This window comes from Bradyrhizobium sp., from assembly GCF_036735945.1.
Lineage (GTDB): Bacteria > Pseudomonadota > Alphaproteobacteria > Rhizobiales > Xanthobacteraceae > Bradyrhizobium.
Genome location: NZ_DAINNI010000030.1, coordinates 1 through 25599, shown reverse-complemented (window position 1 = coordinate 25599; position 25599 = coordinate 1). Strand labels below are relative to the sequence as shown.

Genomic DNA, 25599 nt, shown 5'->3' with positions numbered 1-25599 from the left:
CAGTACTGATGAAGCGATCCACCTGTCGATGGATTGGCCCGCGAAGTCAAGCAGCACGGATATCGGGGTCTCGGCGCAATGCAGGCGGCTACGCCGCGTTGCGGCCCAGCGCCGTCGTGGTGTCGAGCAGCCCTGCCTCGATCAGCGCGTCGCGGATCCGCGCAATTTCCGCCTCCGATATCTTGACCAGCGGCGGGCGCACCACGGCGCGCGGCAGCTTGCCGAGCAGCACCAGCGCTTCCTTCATGCGGTTGTGCATGTCTACAAAAGGATCGGCATAGAACACGCGTGCCGTCGGATAGATCCGGTCGTTCAGCCGGCGGGCTTCGGCGAGGTCGTTGTCCCTGACGGCGCAGAACAGCCTGGCCTGGAGGTCGGCGATGACGCTGCCGCTGCCGGAAAGCAGGCCGTTGCAGCCGAGCACCAGCGAACTCAGCAGCCACGCGCTGTTGGTCGAGAGCACGTTGATGGGACGCGCGCGTCCCTGCAGCGCGCGAATCTGGCTGTCGTGCTGCGGCACCGTCTGCGTCCAGTCCTTGATGGCACGGATGGTCGGCACCTCGTCGAACAGCCGCTCCAGTGTCGACGCCGGATAGCCCTGGCCGGTGGCCAGCGGGTATTGAAACACGATCATCGCCAGATCGGTGGCATCGGCGATGGTCTTGAAATGCGCCAGCGCCATCTCGGCCGACTGGCCAAGCGTGAACGGCGCCGGCGGGAACACCAATAGCGCCGAGGCGCCGCCGGCCTGCGCCTCGCGGGCGATCCGCGCCGCCTCCAGGCTGCCGTCCGCCCAGACGCCGTGAACGATCGGCAATTTGCCGCCGACTTCATCGCCTGATATCGCCATGACGCGACGCTGCTCGTCGCGGGTGCAGGATGCGACCTCGGTCGAGTGCGCGTTGACCGTGATGGCGGATAGTCCCTGCACGGCGGCGACGTCGCGCAGATGGGCGCGGAAGCTCGGCTCGTCGATCGAGAGATCGTCGTGGAACGGCAGCAGCACTGCCGGAATGACGCCTTGGGGCACGAAATCAGGATGGCGGCTCATGTCTCGTCTCCTTGCGGCTAAAACGTCATGGCTCAAACGACGGGTACGCGTTTCGCCGCCACGGCGGCCGGCGAAATCACTTCGATATCGAGCGGCACGTGCCAGCGTTCGGTGAAGCGCACCTGCGGCGCTGCGTTGCTCGACCGCGCGCCCTTCAGCACGAAGCCTTCATAGGCGTTATTCATGACCTCGTTGCACTTCTGCACATAGACCGGGAAGCCGCCGATATAGGGCATGAACACGCGCGGGCGCCCGGGAATGTTGGTGCCGACGTACCAGGAGCTGCAGGTCGACCGCAGCGAGACCGTCGAGACGTCGTTGACGTGCGCCACCCAGGCGTCTTCGTCCCCCTGCAACGGTTCGATGCTGCCGGCGCCGATGTCGCGCATGTGGCCGAGGCAATCGGCCAGCCAGTCGACATGCTGCTCGATCGCCTGGATCATGCTCGCCAGCACCGACGGGCTGCCGGGGCCGGTGATCATGAAGAGGTTCGGAAAGCCGACTGAAGCAAGGCCGAGATAGGCGCGCGGGCCGGCGCGCCATTTCTCGGCGAGCGTGCGGCCGCCGCGGCCCGTGATTTTCACCTTGTCGAACGAGCCGGTCATGGCGGCAAAGCCGGTCGCGGAAACCACGGCGTCGAATTTGTATTCGGTGCCGTCTACCACGATGCCATGGCTGGTGAAATGCTCGATCGGCGTCCTGGACACGTCAACCAGCTTCACATGCGGCAGGTTGTAGGTTGCGAAATAATCAGTGTCGACACAGAGCCGCTTGCAGCCGAACACATTCTCCGGGCACAGCAGGTCCGCGGTCGCCGGATCCGTGACGATGCTGCGGATCTTCTGCCGCGCGAACTCGGCGATGGTGTCGTTGGCCGATTTGTCGAACAGCAGATCGCCAAAGGCGCCGAGAAAGGGCAGGCCGCCGCGCTGCCATGCCGCTTCATATTGCTGCTCGCGCTCGTCCGCGCTCGCCTCCATGGCCGGCTGCATATTGAACGGGAAATAGAAGCCGGTCGGACGCGCCCGGGCCTTCGCGCGCAATTCCGGATAATGCGCCTTGGCTTCCCTCAGATAGTCTTCCGACAGCGCCTCGTTCCACGCCGGCACCGACCAGGTCGCGGTGCGCTGGAATACGGTGAGCTGCGAGGCCTGCTGCGCGATGATCGGTATCGACTGGATCGCGGATGAGCCGGTGCCGATCACGCCGACGCGCAGGCCGCTGAAGTCGACGCCCTCATGCGGCCATTCGCCCGTGTGATAGATCGGCCCGCGGAAGTCGTCCATGCCGGGGAAGGCCGGGCGGTTCGGCGCCGAAAGGCAGCCGACCGCCATGATGCAGAACCTTGCCGTGACCCTGTCGCCGCGATCGGTCTCGATCAGCCAGCTATTGGTCTCCTCATCGAACGTTGCCGCCGTGACGCGGGTATCGAACACGATCTGGCTGCGCAGGTTGAAGCGATCGGCGACATGGTTGGCGTAGGCGAGGATTTCAGGCTGCGGCGAATATTTCTCCGACCAGCTCCATTCCTGGTCGAGCTCTTCGGAGAACGAGAAGGAATATTGCAGGCTTTCGACGTCGCAGCGCGCGCCGGGATAACGATTCCAGTACCAGGTGCCGCCGACGCCGCTGCCGGCCTCGTAAACCCGTGCGGTGAACCCCAGCCCCCGCAGCCGGTGCAGCATGTACAGGCCGGCAAAACCCGCGCCGACCACGACCGCGTCGAAGACCCCCGTTTCGGGAGCGCGTGCTGCATCCGCCTGAGCCATGGCCCGTCTGTTCCCTCTGTTATTTCTTGTCGCGTTTCCGTTGACAAGATTAGGGCGGGGGCACGGATGTGGGCAAGCGGTTGCGCGGTGCCGAATGGCACCTATGCTGCGCGCGGCGGCGAAAGAAGAGCGCTCTGGTGTAGGCTTACCAGCTCGCCGTGCCCTTCATGGTCGGCTGTCCCTCGGCATTGGCCGTCCATAGTTCCAGGCCGGCGCCGGTTTCGTTGGCATTGACAGAGAACTCGCTGCCTTCGAACAGCGGCTGCACGCCGCGATAGCTGAACTTCTTCGGCGCGGTGCCGCCATGAAGTTTTGCGGCGAATTCGACGATCAGCGCGGCCTGCAACGGGCCGTGGAAGATCAGGCCCGGATAGCCCTCGACCTTGGTGACATAGTCGCGATCGTAATGGATGCGGTGGCCGTTGAAGGTCAGCGCCGAATATCGAAACAGCAGCACGGGATCGCTGACATGGGTTTCGCGGTGTTTTGCAACGGGCGGCGGAGGAGGGGCCTTCGGCGAAGCGGGAGCCGCGCCGCCCATGTCGCGATAGACGATGTCCTGGCGCTCGCGGATCGCTGTGCCACGCGGCGTCGTCACGGTGTGCTCGACCGAGACGAAGCAGAGCTGGCCGGTCGAGCCGCTCTTCACCGTCACATCCGTAATGCGCGAGGTGCGCGTCGATTCATCGCCGACGCGCAAGGGTTCGATGAACGCGATCTCGCCGCCGGCCCACATCCGGCGCGGCAACGGCACCGGCGGCAGAAAACCGCCGCGGGTCGGATGGCCGTCGGGCCCGAGCATCGACATCGGAAACACCGGCTGCGCCAGGCACCAGTGCGCGGTCCATGGCGCGGCATCGCCGGTCTTCGGCTCGCCGATGTCTTGGAACAGCGTGGCGCGCAGGCCCTTGACGAGCTGCGCGGTGACGGTGTCGGTTGCTTCCGTGCTGCGGCCGATCCACTGGCGCAGATGGTCGAGGTCGAGCTTCGTGGCGGCGTCGGTCATGACTTCAGGCTTTGCTTCTCGGGTTTCGGAAGTTCGGCATGCTCGCCGATCGCGGGCACGGCGCCGTAACGCCGGTCCTCGCCGACGAAGATCGCGGCCGGCGCGGCATAGCTCACCTTGCCGTTCGGCGTGTCGACTTCGATGCGGCGCAGATGCGGATGCACCGAGAGATCGGCCATGGTGTTGACCTCGGCAAACGCAATGTCGGCGTCGTCGAGGCGCTTGAGCAGTTCGACGCGGTCCATCGAGGCAAAACTGTCGGCCACCGTCTGGTCGGTGAGTGAGCGGTTGCGGACGCGCTCGACCATGTTGGCGAAGCGCGGATCGTTCGGCAGGTCAGGCTGTCCCAACACCTCGGCACAGAGCTTCTTCCACTCGCGCTCGCTCTGGATCGAGATCAGGATGCCCTTGCCGTCCCTGGAATTGAACACGCCATACGGCGCGATCGAGGGATGGGCCAGCGCCATCCGCGTCGGCGGGTTGCCGGCTTCCGAATTGATCAGCGGCACCGCCATCCAGTCGGCCATCACGTCGAACATCGAGATGCGGATATCGGCGCCCTTGCCGGTGCGTCCGCGCGCGATCAGCGCTTCGAGAATGGACGCATGCGCGGTGGCGCCCGTTGCGATATCAACCACGGAAATGCCGACCCGCGACGGGCCTTCAGGGCCGCCGGTGATCGAGGCAAGGCCGCTCTCGGCCTGGATCAGGAGATCATAGGCCTTGCGCTCGGCATAGGGACCGCTGTCGCCATAGCCTGAAATGGTGCAGCAGATCAGCGCGGGGTATTCCTTGCGCAGCCGCTCCAGCGAGAAGCCGAGCTTGTCCATCGAGCCGGGCTTGAGGTTCTGCAGCAGCACGTCGGCGCGTCCGATCAACTCTTCGAGCGCGGCGCGGCCTTCTTTGGTCGCGAGGTCGATCACTTCTGAATTCTTGCCGCGGTTGAGCCAGACGAAGTAGCTGCTCTGGCCCTTGGCGGCGGCGTCATAGCCGCGGGCGAAATCGCCCTCGGGACGCTCGACCTTGATGACATGGGCGCCGGCATCCGCCAGGCGCGAACTGCAGAACGGCGCGGCGACCGCCTGCTCGACGGAGACGACGATCAATCCCTCTAACGGCAGCATGCTATGTTCTCAGTAGGAGCGGGGCAGGCCGAGCACATGCTCGGCGACATAGGACAGGATCAGGTTGGTCGAGATCGGCGCGACCTGATAGAGCCGCGTCTCGCGGAACTTGCGCTCGACGTCGTATTCTTCGGCGAAGCCGAAGCCGCCATGGGTCTGCACGCAGGCATTGGCCGCTTCCCATGACGCATCCGCCGCCAGCATCTTGGCCATGTTGGCTTCGGCGCCGCAATCGAGCCCGGCCTCGTATTTGCGCGTGGCTTCCTTCACCATCAGTTCGGCGGCGCGCATCTGGGCGTAGGCCTTTGCGATCGGGAACTGGATGCCTTGATTCATGCCGATCGGGCGGCCGAACACGGCGCGCTCCTTGGCGTAATTGGTGGCCTTGGCGATGAACCATTTGGCGTCGCCGATACATTCCGCGGCGATCAGAATGCGCTCGGCGTTCATGCCCGAGAGGATGTAGCGAAAGCCCTTGCCTTCCTCGCCGATCAAATTCTCGGCCGGCACCCGCATGTCCGTGAAGAACACTTCGGTCGTGGCGTGGTTCATCATCGTGCGGATCGGGCGGATCTCCAGCCCGTTGCCCTTGACCTCGCGCATGTCGACGATGAACACGGACAGGCCGTCGGTGCGCTTCCTGGCCTGCTCCTTCGGCGTGGTGCGCGCGAGCAGGACCATCAGGTCGGAATGCTCGGCGCGGCTGGTCCAGATCTTCTGGCCGTTGACGACGTAATGGTCGCCGTCACGTTTGGCGACCGTCTTCAGCGAGGAGGTGTCGGTGCCGCTGGTCGGCTCGGTGACGCCGAACGCCTGCAGCCGCAACTTGCCGCTGGCGATGCCGGGCAGGTATTTCGCCTTCTGGGCGTCGTTGCCGTGCCGCAGCACGGTACCCATCGTGTACATCTGGGCGTGGCAGCCGCCGCCATTGCAGCCGGCGCGCTGGATCTCTTCCAGGATCGCGGCAGCCGCCGACAGCTTCAGCCCGGAGCCGCCATATTCCTCGGGAATCAGCACCGAGAGGTAGCCGGCTTCGGTCAGCGCGTCGACGAACTCCTTCGGATACGCCATCTGGCGATCGAGCTTGCGCCAGTATTCGCCGGGGAACTGGGCGCAGAGTTTGGCGACGGCGTCGCGGATGTCGTGGAATTCGTCTTGCTGTTCTGATGCGGTCATTTGATTTTTTTGGGCGTGGATGCGGGTTGATGTCAATTGGCTGTGGAAGGGGAACGTTGTGCCGCGGCAGCAGGTCCCCTATGCTGAATTGTTATAGCGTATGAACCTGCCTTCGAAGAATGGCAAGAGATGGATATCCGCCAGCTCAGGACCTTCAGTTGTGTCGCCGAACTCGGCAGCCTCAGCAAGGCTTCGGATACGCTGCGCGTGGCGCAGCCGGCGCTGAGCCGGCAGATCAAGCTGCTCGAGCATGAACTGCGCGCCGAGCTGTTCACGCGGAACGGCCGCGGCATGGTGCTGACCGACGCCGGCCGCCTGCTGCTGGCGCGCACCGCCGGCATCGTGCGGCAGATCGACCAGGTGCGCGACGAGATCCAGTCCGCCGGCGGCCCGCCCTCCGGCCGCGTGGTGCTCGGGCTGGTGCCGACCGTGAGCTGCGTGATTTCGGCGCGGCTCGCCCGCCGCACCGTCGACGCCTATCCGGGCATTTCGCTCTGCATCGTCGAAAGCTACAGCGGCCACCTGACGGAATGGCTGCATCGCGGCGAGATGGATCTGGCGCTGATCTATGGGCCGTCGAGCGATTTGCATCTGTCCGTGCAGAGCCTCGGCCGCGATCCCATCGTTGCCGTGGGGCCGCGCGGCAGCGGGCTGTCGCAGAAGAAGCAGGTCGATATCGGCTGGCTCCTGAAGCAGCGCCTGGTGCTGCCCAGTCATTCGCACGGCCTCCGGGCGCTGATCGAGCAGGCGGCGGCGAAGAAGCGGCTGAAGCTCGACGTCAAGCTGGAAGCGGATTCGTTCCGCGTGCTGACCAGCCTGGTCGAGGAGGGGCTGGGATATACGCTGCTGCCGCCGTCCTCGGTGCGGAGCGAAGTCGCTACCGGACGGCTGGAAACCGCGGCGATCGCAAAACCATCGCCGATGCGCGAACTGACCCTTGCGTCTCCCATCGATCATCCCGGCTCGACTGCGATTGCGCTGGTGAGCGAGTTGCTTCGCGACGAGCTGATCGCCTGCCGCGAAGAGGGCCTCTGGGACATCAAGCTCGCCTGAGCCGATATCGGGCCTTGCAGGATGGCTTAGAGCAAAACGGCCGGCGACGGCATTCTCATCTGGCTACTTCTGCCATGCCGCAATTGTATAGGGGGCGGCGTTGGGTGAAGGAACGAGGCCCAGGCAAACCCTGTCACACCAACAGCTCATGCGGCCCGTGGCCCAAAGCATGGACATTGGCGTGGTGAGTGTGTTCCTCGGCCGGTGAGAACACCGCCGCTGCTATTTCCAGGAGCGCCGCCAATCCGGCGTATCCTGCGCCGTGTCCATGGGTACTCGGAACGGCAGGGCCTACTTCTATCGGCACGATGGGTTCGGAATGATTGGAAGCGGCGACCTCATCCTTGAAATGGAATGAACTACCGTGGCCGGGGTCCTTCGCGTGGCTGATGCTCGCGGGAGCGGGATGCTGGCCCGGGCTGCCACCCGGTGTTCCCCAAATCTGGACAAGTTGTGGTGCGGCGAGCGCATTCGCCACCGAATGAGGATCGTTGAAGCTGGCATGGTGAGAGTCCGCGTGCGGCTCATGCTGCGGATGATTGTGGCTCGCACCGCCGCCCGGCGACACCCCATGCTCGACAAGCTGGGAGGCAGGGACTGCATTCGCCGCCGCATCAGAAGGAGTGTGCGGCTCATGCTCGGACTGGTGAGGGCCCGCTTCGTTGCCGTGCGAACCTTCCAACTGGGTGGGCTGCGATGTGGCGACTGCATTCGCAACCGTCAAGCCGGCAAGCGAGATCACGCTGGCAGGAAACGGCACCACCGGCTCGCCGATCGCAATAGTGCTGGCACGGACCGGCTCGTGATGGAACGCAAAATGATCTTCCGCCCGCGTCGCGGTGTGTTCGTGCCAGAGCTCGACTGGTGATCCGCTTGCCGGCGCAACGAGCCCCTCGCCGTTGTCATCCACCGCCGCGTGCTTCGAAGTTTCCTCAAGCTGGGCAAGCCTGACGAAGCCGGTCGACCCGGTATCTCGATCGAAATGGAACTTAAAGCCCTCGTCGGCTGCTCGCAGAAGCCCGCCGACGGTAGCGCCAGCACTCACGTCGGTCGAGGCGGCGGACGTTTCGGAGGACATTCCGGCGCTGGCCGCCGACGGAACGGTGCCCTCGGCTGCGATCGACTCAAGCGCCGAGCCGATCGCTTCGCCCGCCGCACCGGCAGCGTTTGCCGCCGCCTGATAGATGAAATCCGACTCGTGAACGGACACAACTCCCTGCAAGTGAATTTCCAGGAGAGCCAAATCGCCAGCAGTGCGGGCGACGCTGGTCGGATTCACATACACAATGGTTTCATTGCTCGTGCTGCTGTATATCCAGGCGATGGTGTGCGGCGGCACCGGCGTGCTCGTCGACGAGAGATGCAGGAGCGTCAGCCCGCCGAGGGCTGCCAGATCGATCTTGTCCGCCCCTGATGCAAAATCGGTAATGGTGTCGAACTGGCTGGAGTTGGAGTCGGCAACGGACAGATAGACGAAGACGTCGTTGCCATTGCTGCCGGTCAGCCTGTCAGCGCCAAATCCGCCGGTGATGGTATCGTTGCCGTTGTTGCCGTTGACGGTGTCGTTTCCCGATCCGCCATAGATGACGTCATTGCCGTCATTTCCCTTGATCGTATCGTTGCCGGATCCCGAATACAGGATGTCGTCCTTGCCGGTGCCGTTGACGGTGTCATTGCCGGCGCCGGCATAGACGATCTGGCATTTATCGCCGCCTCCTGCGATCGTGTCGCTGCCAGGAGTTCCGTGCACGTATGGCGGAACGGTGATGACGTGGTGCCCCAGCGCCAGATTGTCGAAATCGTTGGGGTCCGCATCGCTGTTGCCGCGGATGACGATTGTCACTTTCTGTGCGGTGCCGTCTATCGTGGTGACCGTGAACGTGTCGGTCAGGGACTGTCCGAAATCGAGCGCCTGCACTGCACAGTTGCTGTTATCGAGCGTGTAGGTCCACACGCCGGCGGCGGTGATGACGAAAGTGCCGTAACCTTTGTCAGTCGCGGCCGGCGAATGGACGGCCGCGAAACGGTTGTCCTGATTGTCGACGTCGAAGTCGGTGAGCGTGCCGCACGCAACGGGCATGCCCGGCGTGCCGGTACCGGCTTCGGTCACCGAGCCGGTGGTGGTGCCGGAAATGACGGCCGCATCATTGGCGCCGTCAATGGTGATCGTCACCACCTGCTTCGTGCCGTCCACCGTGGTCACGGTGAAGGTGTCTGTCAGCGTGCAACCGACATTGAGCGCCTGCACTGCCGGGTTGGTATTGTCGAGCGTATAGATCCACAGCCCAGCCGCCGTCATGGTGAAGCTGCCGTAACCGTGACTGCTCGTCGTTGGCGAACTGACGGCTGAGAAGGTGTTGGCGGCGTTGTCCGGGTCGAAATCCGTGAGCGTGCCGGTCGCGATGGGCGAGCCCGGCTTGGTGGTGCCGGCCTCGGTCACCGAGCCGCTGGTGGTGCCGCAGATGACGGCGGCGTCATTGGTGCCAATGATGGTGATCGTCACCACTTGCGCGGTGCCGTCCACGGTCTTCACCGTGAAGGTGTCGGTCAGCGTCTTGCCGGCATTCAGTGCCTGCACTGCCGGATTGGCGTTGTCGACCGTGAAGGTCCACTCGCCAGTCGCGGTGATGGTGAACTTGCCGTAGCACTTGCTGCTCGCCGTCGCTGAGGTCACGGCGATGAAGCTGTTGTCCTCATTGTCGACGTCGATATCGGTAAGCGTGCCGGTCGCAACCGGCGTGCCCGGGGTTGTGGTGCCAGCCTCGATGACCGAGCCGGTGGTGGCACCCGAAATGACGGCCGCGTCGTTGCTGCCAGCGATCGTGACGGTCACCACCTGCTTCGTTCCGTCCACGGTGGTAACCATGAATGTGTCGGTCAGCGTACCGCCAACGTTAAGCGCCTGCACGGCGGGGTTGGTATTGTTGACCGTGTAGGTCCACACGCCGGCCGCGGTCATGGTGAAGGTGCCGTAACCCTTTTCGCTCGATGTCGGGGAGCTGACGGCACTGAAGGTATTCGCCGGATTGTCGACGTCGGTATCGAACAGCGTGCCGGTCGCGGTTGGCGCGCCAGACGCGGCGTTGGCCGAGCCGCCAGCCTCGATGACGGTGCCGTTCGCGGAGCCGGTAATGATCGCCGCGTCGTTCACGCCATTGAGAATGACCGTATACGGTTCGCTGACCGAGAGCGTGCCGTCCGAAACCGTGATGGTGAAGCTCTCGGTCGTCGGCGCAGTCAGCGCGTTGATCGCGGCATCGTCCGGAACGTAGACGAAGGCGCCACTCGTACTGTTGAGGTAAAGCGTGCCATAGAGGCCGGTCTTCGAAAGATTGTATGTAGTCCCCTCTATCACCGTGCTGCCGGCGGAGCCGCCGCCGATGCCGAAGGCCAGCGTGGCGCCTCCCTGGGAACTGTTCGCGAGGAACCTTCCACCCGACGCGGCGAAATGATCGAGCGTCGAGGTGTCGATCAGGGTCGGGCCGATCGCCGTATTCAAGGTCGGCGGCTCGGGTACCACCACAGGCGTAATGAACGGCTCGATTGTCGGGCGCGGGCCCTCCGGCAGCGCCGGGAGCACGCCTTGCGTTGTCGTGCCGCCGGGCGGCACGAAATTGATCGGCTGCGGCTTCGGCAGATCCAAAAAATTGGGCGTGCTGGATCCGCCCGGGCCATAGCCCTTCGCGTAATTGGACAGGACGGCCTGCTGGGCCGCCTGCAATTCCTCCATGCGAGCCGCGGAGTTTGCGAACGCGCTCACACTGACCGAGGAGCCTTTCTTGGTGAGCACGATTGTCTCGCCGGGATCCTCGACGAGGATTTGCCGCGGCACCGCTTCCTTGGTCCAGAGCTCGAACGCACCGTGTTCGAAATCCTTGTACGCAATATTGTCGTCATCCAGGAATGTCGCGTCCGGGTCAGCAGCCCTCGCATCGCTGATCGTTGCGAAAGTCAGTGCTGTGAGCGACAGCATGCCAAACCCGCCAGTAGTGGCTCTGCTGCGAAGGTTTTCAATCGGCGAACCGGTTCTTGCCATCCGATCGAAAGCGGATAATCCCTTCTCCAGCGCGAACAACTCCAATGGTGAGACGCTGTCGGAATCGCAGACCAGGCCGTCCAGGATCACCCGCGTGCCCTGCGACAGCACAAACCGGGCGCCGTCCAGCAGGTCAATTGCGATCAGCCCGTCGGGGGCGGTCTCGATCACATCCCCTTCGCGAACGGGATCGCCGGCCTTCACTTCAGTCGCTGCACCCGCGCGCCTCAACGTGCCGCGACCGATCGCCGTGTGAATGCTGCCGATGATCTGCGGAAGCTCGGCCGCAACGGCCTGCTGCTCGGACGCGATGTGGGACGCAACAAACATGGGCCTGACCTTGCTGCCCAGCGTGGCGCCGCCGTCTTCTCGCTTTGGCTTTCCGGACGCCGGAGGTCCAAATTTTCTGGCGCCGGCCAGCCCACGGCTGCCCGCCGAAAACGCTTGATCCAAATAGTCTGGTATCTTCTCGAGGAAGGCGTGCTCAGGGCGACGTCAAGCAAGCTCTTGTGTCGCAGCGAACGCGTCCGGCCCTTCAAGAATTATTGAATTCATCTTGCGGAACAAGCATGCGCCTTTTTTGTAGCTCCGCGCAAGCCCCGGGAGTAGAGTTGAAAGCGATACTGGCGCCAAGCCACCGCATTGCATTGAACTACGCGCACTAGACGCGATGCAGCGCCCGGTTGTCTCTGGACGAACCAGCGGACTGCTACGCGAACGAGATCTTCTCCAGAGGGGGATCATGTGCAAGCATGAGAACATCGCTTTGCTGGCCGGTTTTGTTTTGGCCCTGGCAAGCTGTTTCCCAGATTCTTCTCAAGCCCAAAGCGGACAGCGGGCGGTTGTTCAGGATTCGCCTTCGAAGGCGATCGGCAAGGTTGTCGTCGCCAGCGGTTCGGTTTCGATTGAGCGGGCAGGCGCGGTGGTTGTTCAGGCAAGTACTTCAGGGCAAGAGATCAAGGTTGGCGACCCCGTCTATCAGGGGGATGTGGTCAAGACAGGCGCTGATGGTCGGATCGGCATCAACTTTGCCGATGGCAGTTCGTTCAATTTGTCGAGCAACGCGCGCATGGCGCTGGACGAGTTCGTGTACGATCCAAACAGCAGATCGAATTCGACCCTCTTCAATCTGACGAACGGGACGATGACTTTCGTGGCCGGCACCATTGCAAAAAGCGGCGACATGAAAGTCGATACGCCGGTCGCAACGATGGGCATTCGCGGCACGACGCCGCATATCGAAGTTTCGGAAGACGGCGCGGTGAAGTTTTCGACGCTCATCGAGGCGGGGAAGGATAAGGTTTCCAGGAGGCCGGCGGCAGACCGGCAGCAGACCGATTATTTGAAGAATGCCGAATCGTGCAACAGCAAGAATGCCGCGTCGCCTGAAGCCCGGATTGAAGGTTGCACGGCACTCATCCAGACGGTTCAGGGCAACGCGACGGCACTGCCGATCGCCTACAACAATCGCGGCAACGCGTATGTCGCAAAGGGAGACTACGACCGCGCCGTCAGGGATTTCGACCAATCGATCAAGCTCAATCAGACCTATACCAAGCCGTTCAATAATCGCGGCGTAGCTTACCTCAGGAAGGGCGAATACGATCTCGCGATCGGGGCTTTTGACGAGGCGATCAGGCTCAAGCCGGACTATGGCGAGGCCTTCGCCAACCGTGCGACAGCCCACCTGAAGCAGAGGGAGTACGATCGTGCGGCGAGGGACTTCGACGAGGCCATCCGGATCGATCCTGGTTTGAGAGCCGCCTGGAGCGGCCGCTGCTGGAGCCGGGCCGTCCTCGGCGCATTGCAGGCGGCGCTGGAGGACTGCGACAAGGCGCTCCAGGCCGATCCTGACAGCGCCCTGACGCATGATTCGCGCGGGCTGATCCACCTGAAGATGGGGCAACTCGACGCCGCGATCACCGACTTCAATTCCGCGCTACGTCTTGATCCGAAGCTGGCGAGCGCACTTTATGGCCGCGGGTTTGCCAGGCTCAGAACCGGCGGCATGGCCGATGGCAATGACGACATGGCATTGGCAAGGTCGATCGACGCCGACGTCGCCGACAAGTTCGTGCAATACGGTATCAGGTAGTCACTGATCCTGCGACAAGGCACGAATTGAACGCGGCGGCATGGACGGCGAGCCCGGCCGGTTACTTCTCATTCCGCCGATTTGAGCGCGCCCACACATGCCGGCGACAACTCCGCGGCCCGCGCGTTCAGGCATTGTGCAATGTGCTGCTTGCCGGGGCGAACGTCGAAAGTACAGCGCTGGCCTGGTGACGTCGTCAGCCGCCGGGGCAACCAAAGGGGGGAACAGCGATGTGGGTCCTGATGTATGTTTTCTCTTACTCGATCAGTCCGGCCGCCACCAATGACCGGGCGGAATGGCGATTGCGCCCGACGGTGGTTTTCCAGGAGTTCTCGAATGAAGAGCGGTGCAAGACCGCCAAGGCTACGCTTGAAGGCAGCCTCAAGGACGCAGGGACGCGGCTGAAAAGTGGGCTGGAGGACCTCAAGACCATCGGCAAGGCCGACCCCTCGCAGATCATCATCGCCTACAACGTGGAATGTCTTCCGAAATAGATTCGGAGCCGGCTTCGATCATTCTTCCTCACGAAATTCGTGGAATCGCAGGTGAGCCGCTCCGGTAAATGCGCGGAGCGGCCTCGGTCACTACCTGATCTGTGCCAGCGCAGTTCACGGCGGGCCAGACCGCCATGTCATTTCACCTCATCCTGGGCATCCTTGCACCCGCTGCGACCCAATCGTCGTAGGTGTGGAAGGGCAGGCCGAGCCTGTCGTAATGGACGCGGAGATATCCGTCGCCGCCACGCTCGACGGCATCCGGACGCACGACGCTGACCTCCTGCGCCATCACGCCGACATAGGCCTTCTCGCTGCCATTGTAGGCGAAGCGGTAGTAGCCCAATCCGTTCTCGAGACGGCCCAGCAATACGATGTCATGCTTGAGTGCGATGTCCGACCGCCGTCCGCCGCCACGTCCACCGCCGCCGCCGCGGAATCCACCGCCGCCGCCACGGAAGCCACCACCGCCGCCACCGCGAAACGCAACGCGTCCGCCGCCGCCGGCAAAGCGTCCGGCGCCGCCGCCGTAGCGCATGCCGGCCGAGGGCCTGACGTGTCCGGCGCGCGAAGGCGGCCGCGCCGCGACCCGACCGGCACGCGCGCTGCGTCCGGCCGCCGCGCGGTTCCGGGCGACGGCTTGCCGGCTGGCAGCCGTCCTTGCGGCGCCCGCCTGCCGGCCACGGTCAATGCCTTGCGCGCGATTGCCGACGCCCTGGGCGCGATCGGCGACACCCGGTCGATTGGCTCCCTGGCCCACTCCCTGGCGTCCGCCGCCGGGACGCTGGTTGGGATTGCCGAATCTCTGCTGCAGGTTCGCGTTGTTGTAGCGGGCGCCCTGGCGATGCGCCGGATTGTGCTGCCAGTGCTCGACGCGGGCGCCGCGGTTGATATTGATGCCGCCGCCGGCCCAGTTGACGCGGTTGCCGCCCCAATAGCCGCCGCGGCCCCAATATCCGCCGGTGGCCCATCGTCCCAGCCCATAGGCCGCACCGAAAGCCAGACCGGTCGCAATGATGCCGGCGGCGATGTAGCCGGGATAGCCCCAATAGTAGGGGTAGGCCGGATAGTCCGAGTAGGGCCAGTCGCCGAACATCACGGGCGGGTCGTAGTAGGGCACGTAGATGCTGTCAGGTACGGCAGGCTCGATGTAGATCATCTGCCGGTTCTGCTCCTGCCGCACCGACACGATCTGCTGTGGGGTGGTGACAAGTTTTTGCCGCTCATGGGCCTTCGCGCGCAGCCGCTGCACGGCGTCCATGACGTCCTGTTGCTGGGCCAGGAATGCTTCGCCGAGCTTTTGTGTCCAGTCGAGGCGCTCGTTCAGCATCTCCAGCACGGACGGCGTTGCGATCAGCGCCTTTACGCTGGAGTCCCAGCTCTGCTGCTCGGCCGCGGCCTTCAACGGGTCGCCCTGCAGCTTGCTGTTGTCCTTGAGCCATCGTTCGGCCCGGACGATCTCCAGCGGATAGGTCGCCGCCATCAGCACATTGGCGAGAAGCGTGTCCGGATAAAGCGCGATCGGCGCAACCAGCCCATCGAGCTCGGCCGGCTTGAGCAGTTCAGGCGCCGGTGCGGATGGCGCAGGCGTAGATGGCGCAGCAGCCGGCGGCGGCGGCGCGGTCTGGTCGCTGGTCTGGGCAAGCGCGGGGTAAGCGAAGTGCAACGCGCCGAGAACGGCAAGCAAGCGGATCGTCTTCAATGCAAGCATGAGCTCGTGCCTCCCACTGATCACGGGGGCGGCGGCACGCGGCCGCCGCCCTGAGGTCGGTCGCATCGATATCCATGGTGCGTCCCTCCCAGCGGATGATGCTGACCGGGCGCAGCCTGCGGCGCTGTCGGAGCAGACGATTGACGTAAGTCAACGAAACGCCAACCGCCTCAATGAATATCGGCGCCGACAACGGGCAGGGTGCCGATCTTACTTCCGTCGGGAACCAGCCGCCCGTTGATCTAGATCAAGCGATCGATCCAGTGGATTCGAAATCTTGGCGGCGCTCCGTATCAAGTCGAGTTCCTGCCATGGCCATGCTGCTTCGGACCCTGCTGGCGATCGTCGTCGCGCTTTTATCGCTCGGCGCCATTTCCGAAAGCGTGCGCCAGGAGGGCGTGACCGATGACGAGATCCGCATCGGCAATCTCATGCCCTACAGCGGGGGCCTTGCGATCTTCGGCGCGATCGGCAAGGCCGAGGCAGCCTATTTCGAGATGCTGAACCGGCGCGGCGGCATCAATGGCCGCAAGGTGCGCTTCATTTCCTATGACGACAAATCCGATCCGGCTTCCGCCCTAAGCCTGACGCGGAACCTGGTCGAGGAAGACAAGGTGCTGTTGATGTTCGGCTCGTTCGGCACGCCGGGCAATTTCGCGGTTCGCAAATATCTCAATGAACGGCAGATTCCCCAGCTGTTCGTGGCGTCCGGCGACGATCATCTCAGCGATCCCTCGCTGTTTCCGTGGACCATGGGCTGGCAGCCCTCGTTCCGCGAGGAGGGGCGCATCTACGCCAACTACATTCAGGCGTTCTATCCGGGCAAGCGGATCGTCGCGCTCTGGCAGAACGACTATTTCGGCCGCGAGGTCATCAAGGGCATGGAGGACGGCCTTGGTCCGGTCGCGCGGATGATCAGGGTCGGCATCGCCTATGATCTGAAGGATGAGCATCTGGATACGCATGTATCGATCCTGAAGCGGTCGGGCGCGGAGATTCTCGTGTTCGCGGGCGTGCCCGAGAACGCCGCGAAGGTCATCCGTCTCGCGGCGAGCCTCGACTGGCATCCGGTGTTCATCATGAACCAGATGGCCTCCTCGATCGGCGACGGACTGAAACCCGCGGGCCTCGAGAACGCGGTGGGCGTGACGACCGCGGCCTATCTGAAGGATGCCGGAGATCCGGCCTGGAAGGACGAACAGTCGGGCGCCGACTGGCAGTCGTTCCTGGAAATCTACCGTCGCGCCGGCGGCAGGGACGAAAGCGCCGCCATGTTCGGCTACGCGGCCGCCGAGACGCTGGCGCAGGTGCTCAGGCAATGCGGCAACGATCTGACGCGAGAGAGCGTCATGAAGCAGGCCGCGGCGCTGAAAGATTATCAAGGCTCGGTTCTGTTGCCCGGCATCAAGATCAGCACCGGCCCGTGGAACTTCCGCCCCATCAAGCACATGCGGCTCGTGCAGTTCGACGGCCATACTTGGCAGCCGATCGGTGACGTCCTCGAAACCGCGTTTGCCGGCACCGACAAATAGACATTTCCGAAAGAGGCTTTCTCAAGCAGGAGCACACAGGTCATGGCCGAAACCAACAAGCTCTCGGTGGAAAAGGCGCTCAACAAGATCCGCGCCGAGGATGCGCCGAAAACCCGGACCGAGCGCCGCGACGAGGAGATGGACGTGCTCGATGAGGATATCAAGCGGATGAGGGCACAGCGCGAGCGTCTCGAGCGGCGTCAGCGCAAGCCGGATTGAAGCGGGCAGGCGCGAGCGCCCGCGCGCCGTTCATTCGAGCAAGGGGCTGCGATGCGGCCTGTGTGCAGAAGTGCACCAAATCAAGGGTAAAACTACGGATCGGTTATCTGCGGAGTTTTTAAACGATCATTAGGCGCAAGCTGTCATCTTGGGCCCATGAAAGCCATCGTCGCCGCCTCCGTTTGCTGCATTGTTTTTTCGCTGGCAGACCGCGTTCTGTTCGCGGGGCGGCTCGTCGAATCCCTGCCGCTGTTTGTCAAGGCCGTCGCAAGGGGCTTTTTCGGCTGAGGTACCGGCAGCAGGGCCGCCGGCCGCGATCTAATCCACTGCCTTCACGACATCCGGCGGCTGTGACGCATAGTAAGCCGCGGCTTCGCTGATTTCCTGCGGTGTCATGGCGCGGGCGATGTTGCGCATCTGCTGGCTGATGTCGTTGCGGCGTTCGCCGGTTGCGAAGGCCTCGAGCTGCGCCTTCATGTAGGTTTCGGACTGCCCCTCCAGCCACGGACTTCCGGTCTTGTTGTCGAGGCTGCCATGGCAGGAGCCGCACGGCGCGATGCCGCGGATCGGCGCGCCGTAGATCACGATGCGGGGCTTCGGCAGTTGAGGCGTCGGATGGTACGCCGGCAGCCGCGGCAGGTAGGCGTAGTAGGCCGACAGGTCGACGATCTCCCGGTCGGTCAGGCCGGTTGCGAACGGCGACATCACGGCGTTGGCGCGCGCGCCGGAACGGAAATCCAGAAGCTGCTTGTAGATGACCGCAGCATACTGGCCCGCAAGATTGGGCGAGTCGGCGCGGCTGATGCCGGTCGGCCCGTGGCAGATGGCGCAGCGCTGCGCCAGCGTCGCACCGCGGCCGATCGATTCCTGGCTCGGCCTGGCAAGCGTCGATCGTGGTCTTGAAGCCGAGCGCCACCGGGATGTTCTGCAGCAGCAGTTCGAGCGCGGCCCCGACCGCGGTCCAGGCCCAGAGATAGGATCCGGCGACATTGGCAAACATCGCGAGCGGCACCGGCTCGCCGGGATGGGCGCGCCGCCAGACCCGCAGGTTGATCGACATCAGCGCGACCCAGATCCAGGAACCCACCACGACGAGAACGACGCCGATGTAATAGAAGGCATTGCCGATCAGCGGCGGATAGAACGTGTAGAGCACCGAGGCGCGGCCGAGCCCGACCGGGATCATCGCCATCACCGCACCGATCACGATCAGCCAGAAGCCGGCCCACGCCCAGCGCACGCCGACCAGGCGCTGCTTCAGCGCGGCCTCGGTGATCGCATAGCCGAAGCCCATCGCGACCAGCGTCGGAAACACGTAGCCCATCACGGTGCCGTGCGCGGTCAGCGAGCGGTAATACCATTCGGGATTGCTGATCCAGGTGTAGAGAGGGCTGCGGACGAACATCTGCCAGGCGCCCAGAAACAGCGCCAGGCCGAAGGCGGCGAAGGCGAGCCAGAAATGCGCGAGGATGAGCTTTCTATTCTCCAACACAGCTCAGCCTCCTGCCGTCCTTCGCGCGCTGCTCGAACGCCGCCTTGTCGATGACGCGCACCTTGCCCCACATGCCCTCGTGGCCGAAGCTGCAGAATTCCTGGCAGGGCATCAGGTAGTCGCCGGTTTTCTCGAAGCGCATGAACTGTTCCGAAACATGGCCGGGCACCAGCATGGTGTTGACGTTGGTCGCCTGGACGAGGATGCCGTGGACCACGTCGGCGCTGGTGGCGCGCAGCGTGATCGGCGTCTGCGCCGGCACCAGGATGCAGGCCGGCGTGAACGAGTATTGCTGGCCGATCGCGCGGACGGTCACGGCGCCGTTCGGCTCCAGCACGCTGCCGAGATTGGATTCGACGAACTCGCCCGAGAGGTGCAGCCGGGTCGGGTCGATGGTCTCGACGCGCGGTTGCGGCATCGTCGCGCGATGGATGCCGGCGAAGGCCGCCAGCAGCGCGAGAACGACGACGATGACGACAGAGATCACCGCCCAGCGCCGCTCGGTCCGTTCGGCGATCTCGGCGCCGTGATTGCCGTCCTGCACTGTCATTGCAGCGCTCCGCGCGGCAGGAACACCAGGAGGTAGAAGGCGAGCCACATGCCGATGACGCAGGCCGTCGAGATGCCGGCGAGCACCAGGGCGCCGCCCGGACCGCCGGCCACGATCCTGTTCACGCGCTCGTCGGCGGTGGCTTCAACCTGCTCGGGGAGATCGGAGTTGATCATGTCTGCCTCAGTTCAGCGGCGCCGAGCGCAATTCGTTGGCCTCGCGTGCGCTCACCGGTGCCCCGCCATTGCCCCAGGCGGTGCGGATGTAGGATACGACCGCGGCCACCTCGTTGTCCGAGAGGATGCCGGCGAACGGCGGCATGCCGTAGGGGCGGGGATTGCCTTCGGTGCTTGGCGGGTAGCCACCGTTCAGCACCATGCGGATCGCGTTGACCGCCGACTGCATCTCGATCGACTGGTTGTTGGCGAGCGGCGGCCAGTGCGGCGGCTTGCCTTCGCCCTGCGCGCCGTGGCAACTCGCGCAGCGCGCGTCGTAGACGGTCTTTCCGAGGCTGATCAGGAGGCTGCTCTCCGATGTCGGCAGGGTCGAACTCGCCGGCGGCCGCGACGCCGGTTCGGCGATGCTCTTCAGATAGATCGCCATCGCCCTGGTGTCTTCGTCGCTCAGATATTGCAGGCTGTTATGGACGACTTCGGCCATCGGGCCGTAGACGACGCCGCGCGCCGAGACCCCGGTCTTCAGGAGGTCGGTGATGTCCTTGATGCTCCAGTCGCCGAGCCCGGCCTCGCGGTTGGAGGTCAGCGAGGGGGCGTACCAGTTCTGCATCGGGATCAGTCCGCCCTTGAAGGCGTCGGATTGCGACGAGCCGCCGAGCGCGTTGATCGGCGAATGGCACATGCCGCAATGGCCGAGCCCCTCGACCAGATAGGCGCCGCGATTCCATTCCGCCGATTTGGACGGGTCCGGCTTGTACTCGCCTTCGCTGAAGAACAGTGTGCGCCAGCCGAGGATCAGTTGCCGGTTGTTGTAGGGGAAGCGCAGATCGTGCTCCCGGTTCCTTTGATTCACCGGCGGGATCGACTTGAGATAGGCGAAGATCGCGTCGCTGTCGGCGCGGGTGACCTTGGTGTAGGACGCGAACGGCATCGCCGGATAGATCAGGCCGCCGTCCGGGAAACGGCCGCGGTGCATCGTGATGTAGAAATCATCGGCGCTCCACTTGCCGATGCCGGTCTCGCGGTCGGGCGTGATGTTGGACGAATAGAGCGCGCCGAAAGGCGTCGGCATCGCCCGGCCGCCGGCGAAGATGCGGCCCTCCGGCGCGGTGTGGCATGCGATGCAATCGCCGGCGCGGGCAAGGTACTCGCCGCGCTTGATGATTTCGTTGACGCGGGGAGCAGCACCTGGTTGCTGCGCGTGCGCGGCGCCCGCCAGCAACGGCACCAGGAGCAAGGCGAGGATTCGTGAGCGTGAGAACATCCAAGCCTCCTCAATCCGGCTGGCTTCCGCAGGCGAAGGGCAGCACGTAGGCACCCTTGGGCGCCGGCGCGGGGTTCGCCGGAGCGGGGCGGCTGGCGAGCCAGGCCGCGAGCGCGGTGACATCGGCCTCGGTGAGGCGCGCCGCAACGAGCTGCATGCAGTCCGGTGCCTTCGCGGTCCGTGTGCCATAGCGCCAGCCGCCCAACTGCGCGCTGATGTAGTTCGGACGCAGCCCAAGCAATCCCGGAATGCCCGGCTCCATGCCCGTCAGGCCGAGGCCGTGACAGCTGCCGCATGCCGGAATCTGGCGCGCAGGATCGCCTTTAGTGGCAAGCGCCTGTCCCTGCCGCAAGATCTGCGCGCTGACGTCGCCGGGCGCCGGGGCGGGCAGCGGCGGAGTTTGCTCGGCGAAGTACTCCGCCATTTCCTGCAGATAGGGATCGCTGAGATATTCGAGCAGATAGTTCATCGGCGGATATCTTCGCCGGCCGTTCTTGAAGGCGAGAAGCTGGTTGTAGAGATAGCCGGCGGGCTTGCCGGCAAGACGGGGAAAGTAGACGTCGCTGGTGCCTTCGCCCTGATTGCCGTGGCAGGGTGTGCAGGCCTCGACCCGTGCGGCCATCGTATCCGGCGGTTGAGCAGGCGCTTGGGCGCGCGCAGGGGACGCTCCGACCGCCAGCCCGAGCCCGAACAGGGCAATCACAATTCGCATCCGCACTGACCACCCCAAAGCTGCGCAAATGACGCTGCTAAACGCCGCGAACCAAAGCTTGTTCCTGACGACAGGGCTTCCAGGATGGCAAATGCAGTGAAATGCACCGGAAGATTCCCCGCACCGTTCCCGGATCATGTCGCAAGCTGGCGAGCGCCACTGTTGCGGACCCAGGCGCGGGGCGTCAAGCCGGCTTCACTGCGTCGAACGCGGCGATGCTGATCAGATTCCGATGTCAGAAGGAAGACAATGTTCCTGAAAGCGCACGGTCGCAGGCCCGGCCCCGATGGGCCGAGCCATCGATATGGGCGATGATGTTCGCCGGCTTCGTGGGAATGGATGCATTGCCGCCGCGGCGATCAGGCTCTGCGAGGCCGATCGTGTTTGCGACGTTGCGGAGGACGATGTTCTGACAGCAATCAGCCGTCAGAACTTCTCCGACGGCTGCTTGCGATACAGCCATCGTTCTCCGACACCGGAATGGATGCCGGTGCGGACGGTCAGAGCTTCGCAGGCCCTTCGATCGCGGTCTTCGGCTTCTCTTCGGCCTTGACGCTGATCGGGGTCGGGGCCGCGATCTTGTCCCGCATGGCGGCGCAGCTCTTGCGCACCTCGGCCGTGACAAGCGAGCAGTTCTCGATTTCCTGGAAGACGCGCTTGGCTTCCTCTCGATAGCGCCCCGCGGTCTGCTTCAGCTCCTCGGTCACGGCGAGCGCCTCGCGGGTCATCGCCTCGCACTGCTTGACGTGCTCGATCAGCTCGACGCCTAGCGCCTCGATGTCCTTTGCCGCGGCTTCATATTCGCGGACGACGGCTTCGGCCGACAGCCTGCCGATCTCGGTGGCGCCGTCGCTATGCTCGACATAATCGGGCATCCCCAGCTCCGGGGAGCGCACGGAGGGCGGCGCGTAATCGATCGGCTGGGATTCGCGAACCGGCGGCAGTTTGCGAAACTCTTGCTCAATCTCACGTTCAAGATCGATCGTATTCAAATTCGGCGTGCTCTTTGCCATGAAGGTGCTCCTGAATGAAACGCGAGAAGAGACCAACAATCTCTCTAATTGCAAGCTAGACCGTTAGCTCGCCCGCCGAATGGAGCAAACTGAAACCCTTTGGTAATCTTGTCTTTTAACCTTGATAGCGGCGAGGGCGGTTAATTCTGGAACCGCGCAGGGCAGTAAGCGCGCGTGGCATGCCGCGCTCGGCGTTAACCATGGTTTCGACGAGAAGCGAGGGCCGCAGGCTCAGCCCGGAATGCGCACCGGGAGCTGCTCGATGCCGCGCACGAAGCTGGAATAGACCCGCTTCGGCTCGCCCACCACCTCGATGCGGTCGAAGCGCTTGAGCATTTCCTGCCAGACGATCCTGAGCTGCAACTCGGCAAGGCGCATGCCGACGCAGCGATGGATGCCGAAGCCGAACGACAAATGGATGCGCGGCCGTGCGCGGTCGATGATGAACTCCTCCGGACGGTCGATCACCTCGTCGTCGCGGTTGCCCGAGACGTACCACATCACGACGCGGTCACCCTTCCTGATCTTCTTGCCGCCGATCTCGGTGTCGACCAGAGCGGTGCGCCGCATATGCGCGAGCGGGGTCTGCCAGCGGATCACCTCCGGCACCATGGTGTCGATCAGTGCGGGGTTTTCGCGCAGCTTCTGGTACTGGTCCGGGTGCTCGTTCAGCGCCAGCACCGAGCCGCTCATGGTGTTGCGGGTGGTGTCGTTGCCGCCGACGATGAGCAGGATGATGTTGCCCATCAGATTGTCGGGGTCCATGTGCCGCGTCGCGTCGCTATGCGCCATCATCGATAGCAGGTCGTTCCTCGGCGGCGCGTTGACGCGCTCGTTCCACAGTTTCGAGAAATAGGCGTAGCATTCGTCCATCTCTTGCCGGCGCTGCTCGGGCGAGTCCACCACGCCGCTCTTGGGCAGTGCGGTCGAGACGTCGGACCAGCGCGTCAGCTTGCGCCGTTCCTCCCAGGGGAAATCGAACAGCGTCGCCAGCATCTGCGTGGTCAGTTCGATCGAGACGCGCTCGACGAAGTTGAAGGTTTCGTTGCGCGGCAGGTTGTCCAGAACCTTCTGCGAGCGCTCGCGGATCAGCTTGGCGAGTTCGTCGAGGTGCGTCGGCGTGAACATCGGCGACACCGTCTTGCGCTGCGCCGAGTGGCGCGGCTGGTCCATCGCGATGAAGCTCGGATAGTCGTAGCCGGGCGGTACGTCGCGGATCGAGATGCCGCCGAGGGTGGAATCGGAGGAGAAGATGCCGTGGTTGGTGTCGACATGCATGATGTCGTTGTATCTGGTGACCGACCAGTAGGGCTCGATCGGCGCATTGGTGCAATAATGCACCGGCTCTTCCTTGCGCAGCCGCTCGAACCACGGCCACAGCGTGTCGTTCTGGAATAATCTTGGCGCACCGGGATGAAAATCCTTCAGCGGCGTCGAATAGGCTTCTTCGCGCGCGGCACGCAGAAGCTCTTTCCTGTCGGCTCTGATTGATGTCTGGACGTTCATGGTTCGATCATCCCGGGTGGCGCTGAAAGCAGACGAGAACGGCTAGGCGGCGATGCGGACCGGCAGGGTCTCGTAACCCTTGACGAAACTCGAATATACCCGCTTCGGGTCCCCGACCATCTCAATATTTTCGTACCGCTTGAGAATTTCTTCCCAGATTATCCTGAGTTGCAGCTCGGCCAGCCTGATCCCGACGCAGCGATGGATGCCGAAGCCGAAGGAAAGGTGGGTGCGGGGGCGGGAGCGGTCAATGATGAATTCGTAGGGCCGGTCGATCACCTCTTCGTCGCGATTGCCGGAGACGTACCACATCACGACCTTGTCGCCCTTCCTGATCTGCCGCCCGCGGAATTCGATGTCTTCGAGGGCTGTGCGGCGCATATGGGCCAGCGGCGTCTGCCAGCGGATCACCTCGGGGACGAAACTGTCGATCAGATCGGGATTGTCGCGCAGCTTGCGATACTGGTCCGGATTCTTGTTGAGCGCATAGACGCTGCCCGAAAGCGTGTTGCGCGTGGTGTCGTTGCCGCCGACGATCAGAAGGATCAGATTGCCGAGAAAGTTCTTCGGGTTCATGTCGCGCGTGGCGGGGCTATGCGCCATCATCGACAGCAGGTCGCTCTTCGGCGGCTGGTTGACGCGCTCCTTCCAGAGACGCGCGAAATAGGCCGCGCATTCCGAAAGCTCCGCCATGCGCTCCTCTTCCGTGGCGACGAGGCCGCCGGAGCCGGGGATGGTGGTCGCGATGTCGGACCAGCGCGTCAGCTTGCGGCGATCTTCCCATGGGAAATCGAACAGCACCGCGAGCATCTGCGTGGTGAGTTCGATCGAGACCTGGTCGACCCAGTCGAACTCGTCGCCAACAGGCAGATGGTCCAGGCATTCGGCAGAGCGCTTGCGGATGTTGATCGCGAGCTGGTCGAGATGCGTCGGCGTGAACATCGGCGCCACCGTCTTGCGCTGCGCGGAGTGGCGTGGCTGGTCCATCGAGATGAAGCTCTCGCGGCGCAGGTCCGGTGCGATGTCGCGGATGGTGATGCCGCCAAGCAGGGACGCCGAGGAGAACACCGCGTGGTTGGTCTCGATGTCCATGATGTCGTTGTACTTGGTCACCGACCAGTAGGGGCCGAACATCGAGTCCTTGCAGTAATGCACCGGCTCTTCGCGGCGCAGCCGGTCGAAATACGGCCAGAACGTATCGGTTTTGAACAACTCGGGATTCCCGACGTCGAAATCGGCGAGGGCAAGTGAATTGGCCTTCTCGCGCGCATCACGCGCCTGCGCGTCCCCGGCGAGATCGATGGTTCCCTGCATCCGCTTCCTCCCTGACCGTTGTTCCGCCGAAGCGCGCCGGCGGCACGATGTTTTACCCTATTACATCCCGAGCCGTGCGCCGGCGCAAGCAGGAGTTGGGTGAATTCGGCCGCTTCGGCGCCGAACCCTGTCGTTGGGCAAACGGAGCGCATTTCGCCGCGTGACAACGGCATTTCCGCGGAATAAGTCTGTTTGAAACATCATTTGATACCGCCGGGAGGCGACCATGATCTCCAACGCCCATCGGATGTTCAATTTCGACCTCGGCGAGACCGCGGATGCGATCCGCGAGACGGTGCATGCGTT

The 25599-nt window shown here is 63.8% G+C and carries 20 protein-coding genes and 2 pseudogenes; 6 read left to right on the top strand and 16 right to left on the bottom strand.

The features are described 5' to 3' along the window. Positions 1-88: 88 nt before the first annotated feature. The 5 genes from V7E26_RS13145 to V7E26_RS13125 form a co-directional block, all read right to left on the bottom strand. A complete protein-coding gene (locus V7E26_RS13145; RefSeq protein WP_324416495.1) occupies positions 89-1051 on the bottom strand; it encodes a dihydrodipicolinate synthase family protein in 963 nt (320 codons plus the stop codon). A gap of 32 nt (positions 1052-1083) precedes the next feature. Beyond that, positions 1084-2820: a flavin-containing monooxygenase gene (locus V7E26_RS13140; protein WP_324416493.1), complete on the bottom strand. Its 1737-nt coding sequence runs from the start codon at positions 2818-2820 to the stop codon at positions 1084-1086. Between the two features lie 145 nt (positions 2821-2965). Beyond that, a complete protein-coding gene (locus V7E26_RS13135) occupies positions 2966-3826 on the bottom strand; it encodes an FAS1-like dehydratase domain-containing protein (protein ID WP_324416491.1) in 861 nt (286 codons plus the stop codon). Next, a complete protein-coding gene (locus V7E26_RS13130; protein ID WP_324416489.1) occupies positions 3823-4950 on the bottom strand; it encodes a CaiB/BaiF CoA transferase family protein in 1128 nt (375 codons plus the stop codon). The genes V7E26_RS13135 and V7E26_RS13130 overlap by 4 nt, the downstream gene beginning before the upstream one ends. Positions 4951-4959: 9 nt before the next feature. Beyond that, the gene (locus V7E26_RS13125; protein ID WP_324416487.1) at positions 4960-6126 is read right to left on the bottom strand and encodes an acyl-CoA dehydrogenase family protein; all 1167 of its coding nucleotides are present in this window, start codon (positions 6124-6126) and stop codon (positions 4960-4962) included. Positions 6127-6255: 129 nt separating this feature from the next. Here V7E26_RS13125 and V7E26_RS13120 point away from each other — a divergent pair, with 129 nt between their 5' ends. Further along, complete coding sequence (locus V7E26_RS13120; protein ID WP_324416485.1) at positions 6256-7179, top strand: LysR family transcriptional regulator; 924 nt, start codon at positions 6256-6258, stop codon at positions 7177-7179. Between the two features lie 133 nt (positions 7180-7312). On the opposite strand, the gene V7E26_RS13115 is transcribed toward V7E26_RS13120, so the two are convergent. Further along, positions 7313-11545 carry a VCBS domain-containing protein gene (locus V7E26_RS13115; RefSeq protein ID WP_324416483.1) on the bottom strand — a complete coding sequence of 1411 codons (4233 nt, stop codon included), beginning with the start codon at positions 11543-11545 and terminating at the stop codon, positions 7313-7315. A 412-nt stretch (positions 11546-11957) separates the two neighbouring features. On the opposite strand from V7E26_RS13115, the gene V7E26_RS13110 reads away from it, so the two are divergent. Then, on the top strand, positions 11958-13310 hold the full coding sequence (locus V7E26_RS13110; RefSeq protein ID WP_324416481.1) for a tetratricopeptide repeat protein: 1353 nt from the start codon (positions 11958-11960) through the stop codon (positions 13308-13310). A 230-nt stretch (positions 13311-13540) separates the two neighbouring features. Beyond that, the gene (locus V7E26_RS13105) at positions 13541-13804 is read left to right on the top strand and encodes a hypothetical protein (protein ID WP_324416479.1); all 264 of its coding nucleotides are present in this window, start codon (positions 13541-13543) and stop codon (positions 13802-13804) included. A 142-nt stretch (positions 13805-13946) separates the two neighbouring features. Here the strand turns inward: V7E26_RS13105 and V7E26_RS13100 are convergent, their stop codons facing one another. After that, the gene (locus V7E26_RS13100) at positions 13947-15515 is read right to left on the bottom strand and encodes a DUF3300 domain-containing protein (RefSeq protein WP_324416477.1); all 1569 of its coding nucleotides are present in this window, start codon (positions 15513-15515) and stop codon (positions 13947-13949) included. A gap of 311 nt (positions 15516-15826) precedes the next feature. Here V7E26_RS13100 and V7E26_RS13095 point away from each other — a divergent pair, with 311 nt between their 5' ends. The 3 genes from V7E26_RS13095 to V7E26_RS13085 all read left to right on the top strand — a co-directional run bounded on the left by V7E26_RS13095 (position 15827) and on the right by V7E26_RS13085 (position 17554). Further along, complete coding sequence (locus V7E26_RS13095; protein ID WP_324416475.1) at positions 15827-17047, top strand: ABC transporter substrate-binding protein; 1221 nt, start codon at positions 15827-15829, stop codon at positions 17045-17047. 42 nt (positions 17048-17089) lie between these two features. Then, a complete protein-coding gene (locus V7E26_RS13090) occupies positions 17090-17266 on the top strand; it encodes a hypothetical protein (RefSeq protein WP_324416473.1) in 177 nt (58 codons plus the stop codon). Between the two features lie 156 nt (positions 17267-17422). Beyond that, entirely contained in the window at positions 17423-17554 is a 132-nt protein-coding gene (locus V7E26_RS13085) for a hypothetical protein (RefSeq protein WP_324416471.1), read from the top strand. 30 nt (positions 17555-17584) lie between these two features. On the opposite strand, the pseudogene V7E26_RS13080 reads toward V7E26_RS13085, so the two are convergent. From V7E26_RS13080 to V7E26_RS13040, 9 genes and pseudogenes are all read right to left on the bottom strand, one after another. Continuing rightward, positions 17585-18157, bottom strand: a pseudogene (locus V7E26_RS13080) (c-type cytochrome); the annotation flags it as partial. Beyond that, positions 18150-18758 (bottom strand): annotated as a pseudogene (locus tag V7E26_RS13075) (cbb3-type cytochrome c oxidase subunit I); the annotation flags it as partial. The pseudogenes V7E26_RS13080 and V7E26_RS13075, both read right to left, overlap by 8 nt. After that, the gene (locus V7E26_RS13070) at positions 18745-19308 is read right to left on the bottom strand and encodes a cytochrome C oxidase subunit II (RefSeq protein ID WP_324416469.1); all 564 of its coding nucleotides are present in this window, start codon (positions 19306-19308) and stop codon (positions 18745-18747) included. The gene V7E26_RS13070 and the pseudogene V7E26_RS13075, both read right to left, overlap by 14 nt. Next, entirely contained in the window at positions 19305-19484 is a 180-nt protein-coding gene (locus V7E26_RS13065) for a hypothetical protein (RefSeq protein WP_324416467.1), read from the bottom strand. Before V7E26_RS13065 ends, V7E26_RS13070 begins: the two co-directional genes overlap by 4 nt. Before the next feature lie 7 nt (positions 19485-19491). Then, positions 19492-20748: a c-type cytochrome gene (locus V7E26_RS13060; protein WP_324416466.1), complete on the bottom strand. Its 1257-nt coding sequence runs from the start codon at positions 20746-20748 to the stop codon at positions 19492-19494. Positions 20749-20758: 10 nt separating this feature from the next. Beyond that, positions 20759-21460, bottom strand: coding sequence for a c-type cytochrome (locus V7E26_RS13055; protein WP_324416464.1), 702 nt, complete (start codon positions 21458-21460; stop codon positions 20759-20761). A 500-nt stretch (positions 21461-21960) separates the two neighbouring features. Beyond that, complete coding sequence (locus V7E26_RS13050; protein WP_324416462.1) at positions 21961-22473, bottom strand: hypothetical protein; 513 nt, start codon at positions 22471-22473, stop codon at positions 21961-21963. A gap of 231 nt (positions 22474-22704) precedes the next feature. Next, positions 22705-23979 carry a cytochrome P450 gene (locus V7E26_RS13045; protein ID WP_324416460.1) on the bottom strand — a complete coding sequence of 425 codons (1275 nt, stop codon included), beginning with the start codon at positions 23977-23979 and terminating at the stop codon, positions 22705-22707. Between the two features lie 42 nt (positions 23980-24021). After that, positions 24022-25293 carry a cytochrome P450 gene (locus tag V7E26_RS13040; protein WP_324416458.1) on the bottom strand — a complete coding sequence of 424 codons (1272 nt, stop codon included), beginning with the start codon at positions 25291-25293 and terminating at the stop codon, positions 24022-24024. Positions 25294-25599: the final 306 nt, after the last annotated feature.

Excerpts from the sequence above, each read along its gene's own strand:
- V7E26_RS13145 (WP_324416495.1), bottom strand. The coding sequence starts at position 1,051 with ATGAGCCGCCATCCTGATTTCGTGCCCCAAGGCGTCATTCCGGCAGTG.
- V7E26_RS13140 (WP_324416493.1), bottom strand. The coding sequence starts at position 2,820 with ATGGCTCAGGCGGATGCAGCACGCGCTCCCGAAACGGGGGTCTTCGAC.
- V7E26_RS13135 (WP_324416491.1), bottom strand. The coding sequence starts at position 3,826 with ATGACCGACGCCGCCACGAAGCTCGACCTCGACCATCTGCGCCAGTGG.
- V7E26_RS13130 (WP_324416489.1), bottom strand. The coding sequence starts at position 4,950 with ATGCTGCCGTTAGAGGGATTGATCGTCGTCTCCGTCGAGCAGGCGGTC.
- V7E26_RS13125 (WP_324416487.1), bottom strand. The coding sequence starts at position 6,126 with ATGACCGCATCAGAACAGCAAGACGAATTCCACGACATCCGCGACGCC.
- V7E26_RS13120 (WP_324416485.1), top strand. The coding sequence starts at position 6,256 with ATGGATATCCGCCAGCTCAGGACCTTCAGTTGTGTCGCCGAACTCGGC.
- V7E26_RS13115 (WP_324416483.1), bottom strand. The coding sequence starts at position 11,545 with ATGTTTGTTGCGTCCCACATCGCGTCCGAGCAGCAGGCCGTTGCGGCC.
- V7E26_RS13110 (WP_324416481.1), top strand. The coding sequence starts at position 11,958 with ATGTGCAAGCATGAGAACATCGCTTTGCTGGCCGGTTTTGTTTTGGCC.
- V7E26_RS13105 (WP_324416479.1), top strand. The coding sequence starts at position 13,541 with ATGTGGGTCCTGATGTATGTTTTCTCTTACTCGATCAGTCCGGCCGCC.
- V7E26_RS13100 (WP_324416477.1), bottom strand. The coding sequence starts at position 15,515 with ATGCTTGCATTGAAGACGATCCGCTTGCTTGCCGTTCTCGGCGCGTTG.
- V7E26_RS13095 (WP_324416475.1), top strand. The coding sequence starts at position 15,827 with ATGGCCATGCTGCTTCGGACCCTGCTGGCGATCGTCGTCGCGCTTTTA.
- V7E26_RS13090 (WP_324416473.1), top strand. The coding sequence starts at position 17,090 with ATGGCCGAAACCAACAAGCTCTCGGTGGAAAAGGCGCTCAACAAGATC.
- V7E26_RS13085 (WP_324416471.1), top strand. The coding sequence starts at position 17,423 with ATGAAAGCCATCGTCGCCGCCTCCGTTTGCTGCATTGTTTTTTCGCTG.
- V7E26_RS13070 (WP_324416469.1), bottom strand. The coding sequence starts at position 19,308 with ATGACAGTGCAGGACGGCAATCACGGCGCCGAGATCGCCGAACGGACC.
- V7E26_RS13065 (WP_324416467.1), bottom strand. The coding sequence starts at position 19,484 with ATGATCAACTCCGATCTCCCCGAGCAGGTTGAAGCCACCGCCGACGAG.
- V7E26_RS13060 (WP_324416466.1), bottom strand. The coding sequence starts at position 20,748 with ATGTTCTCACGCTCACGAATCCTCGCCTTGCTCCTGGTGCCGTTGCTG.
- V7E26_RS13055 (WP_324416464.1), bottom strand. The coding sequence starts at position 21,460 with ATGCGAATTGTGATTGCCCTGTTCGGGCTCGGGCTGGCGGTCGGAGCG.
- V7E26_RS13050 (WP_324416462.1), bottom strand. The coding sequence starts at position 22,473 with ATGGCAAAGAGCACGCCGAATTTGAATACGATCGATCTTGAACGTGAG.
- V7E26_RS13045 (WP_324416460.1), bottom strand. The coding sequence starts at position 23,979 with ATGAACGTCCAGACATCAATCAGAGCCGACAGGAAAGAGCTTCTGCGT.
- V7E26_RS13040 (WP_324416458.1), bottom strand. The coding sequence starts at position 25,293 with ATGCAGGGAACCATCGATCTCGCCGGGGACGCGCAGGCGCGTGATGCG.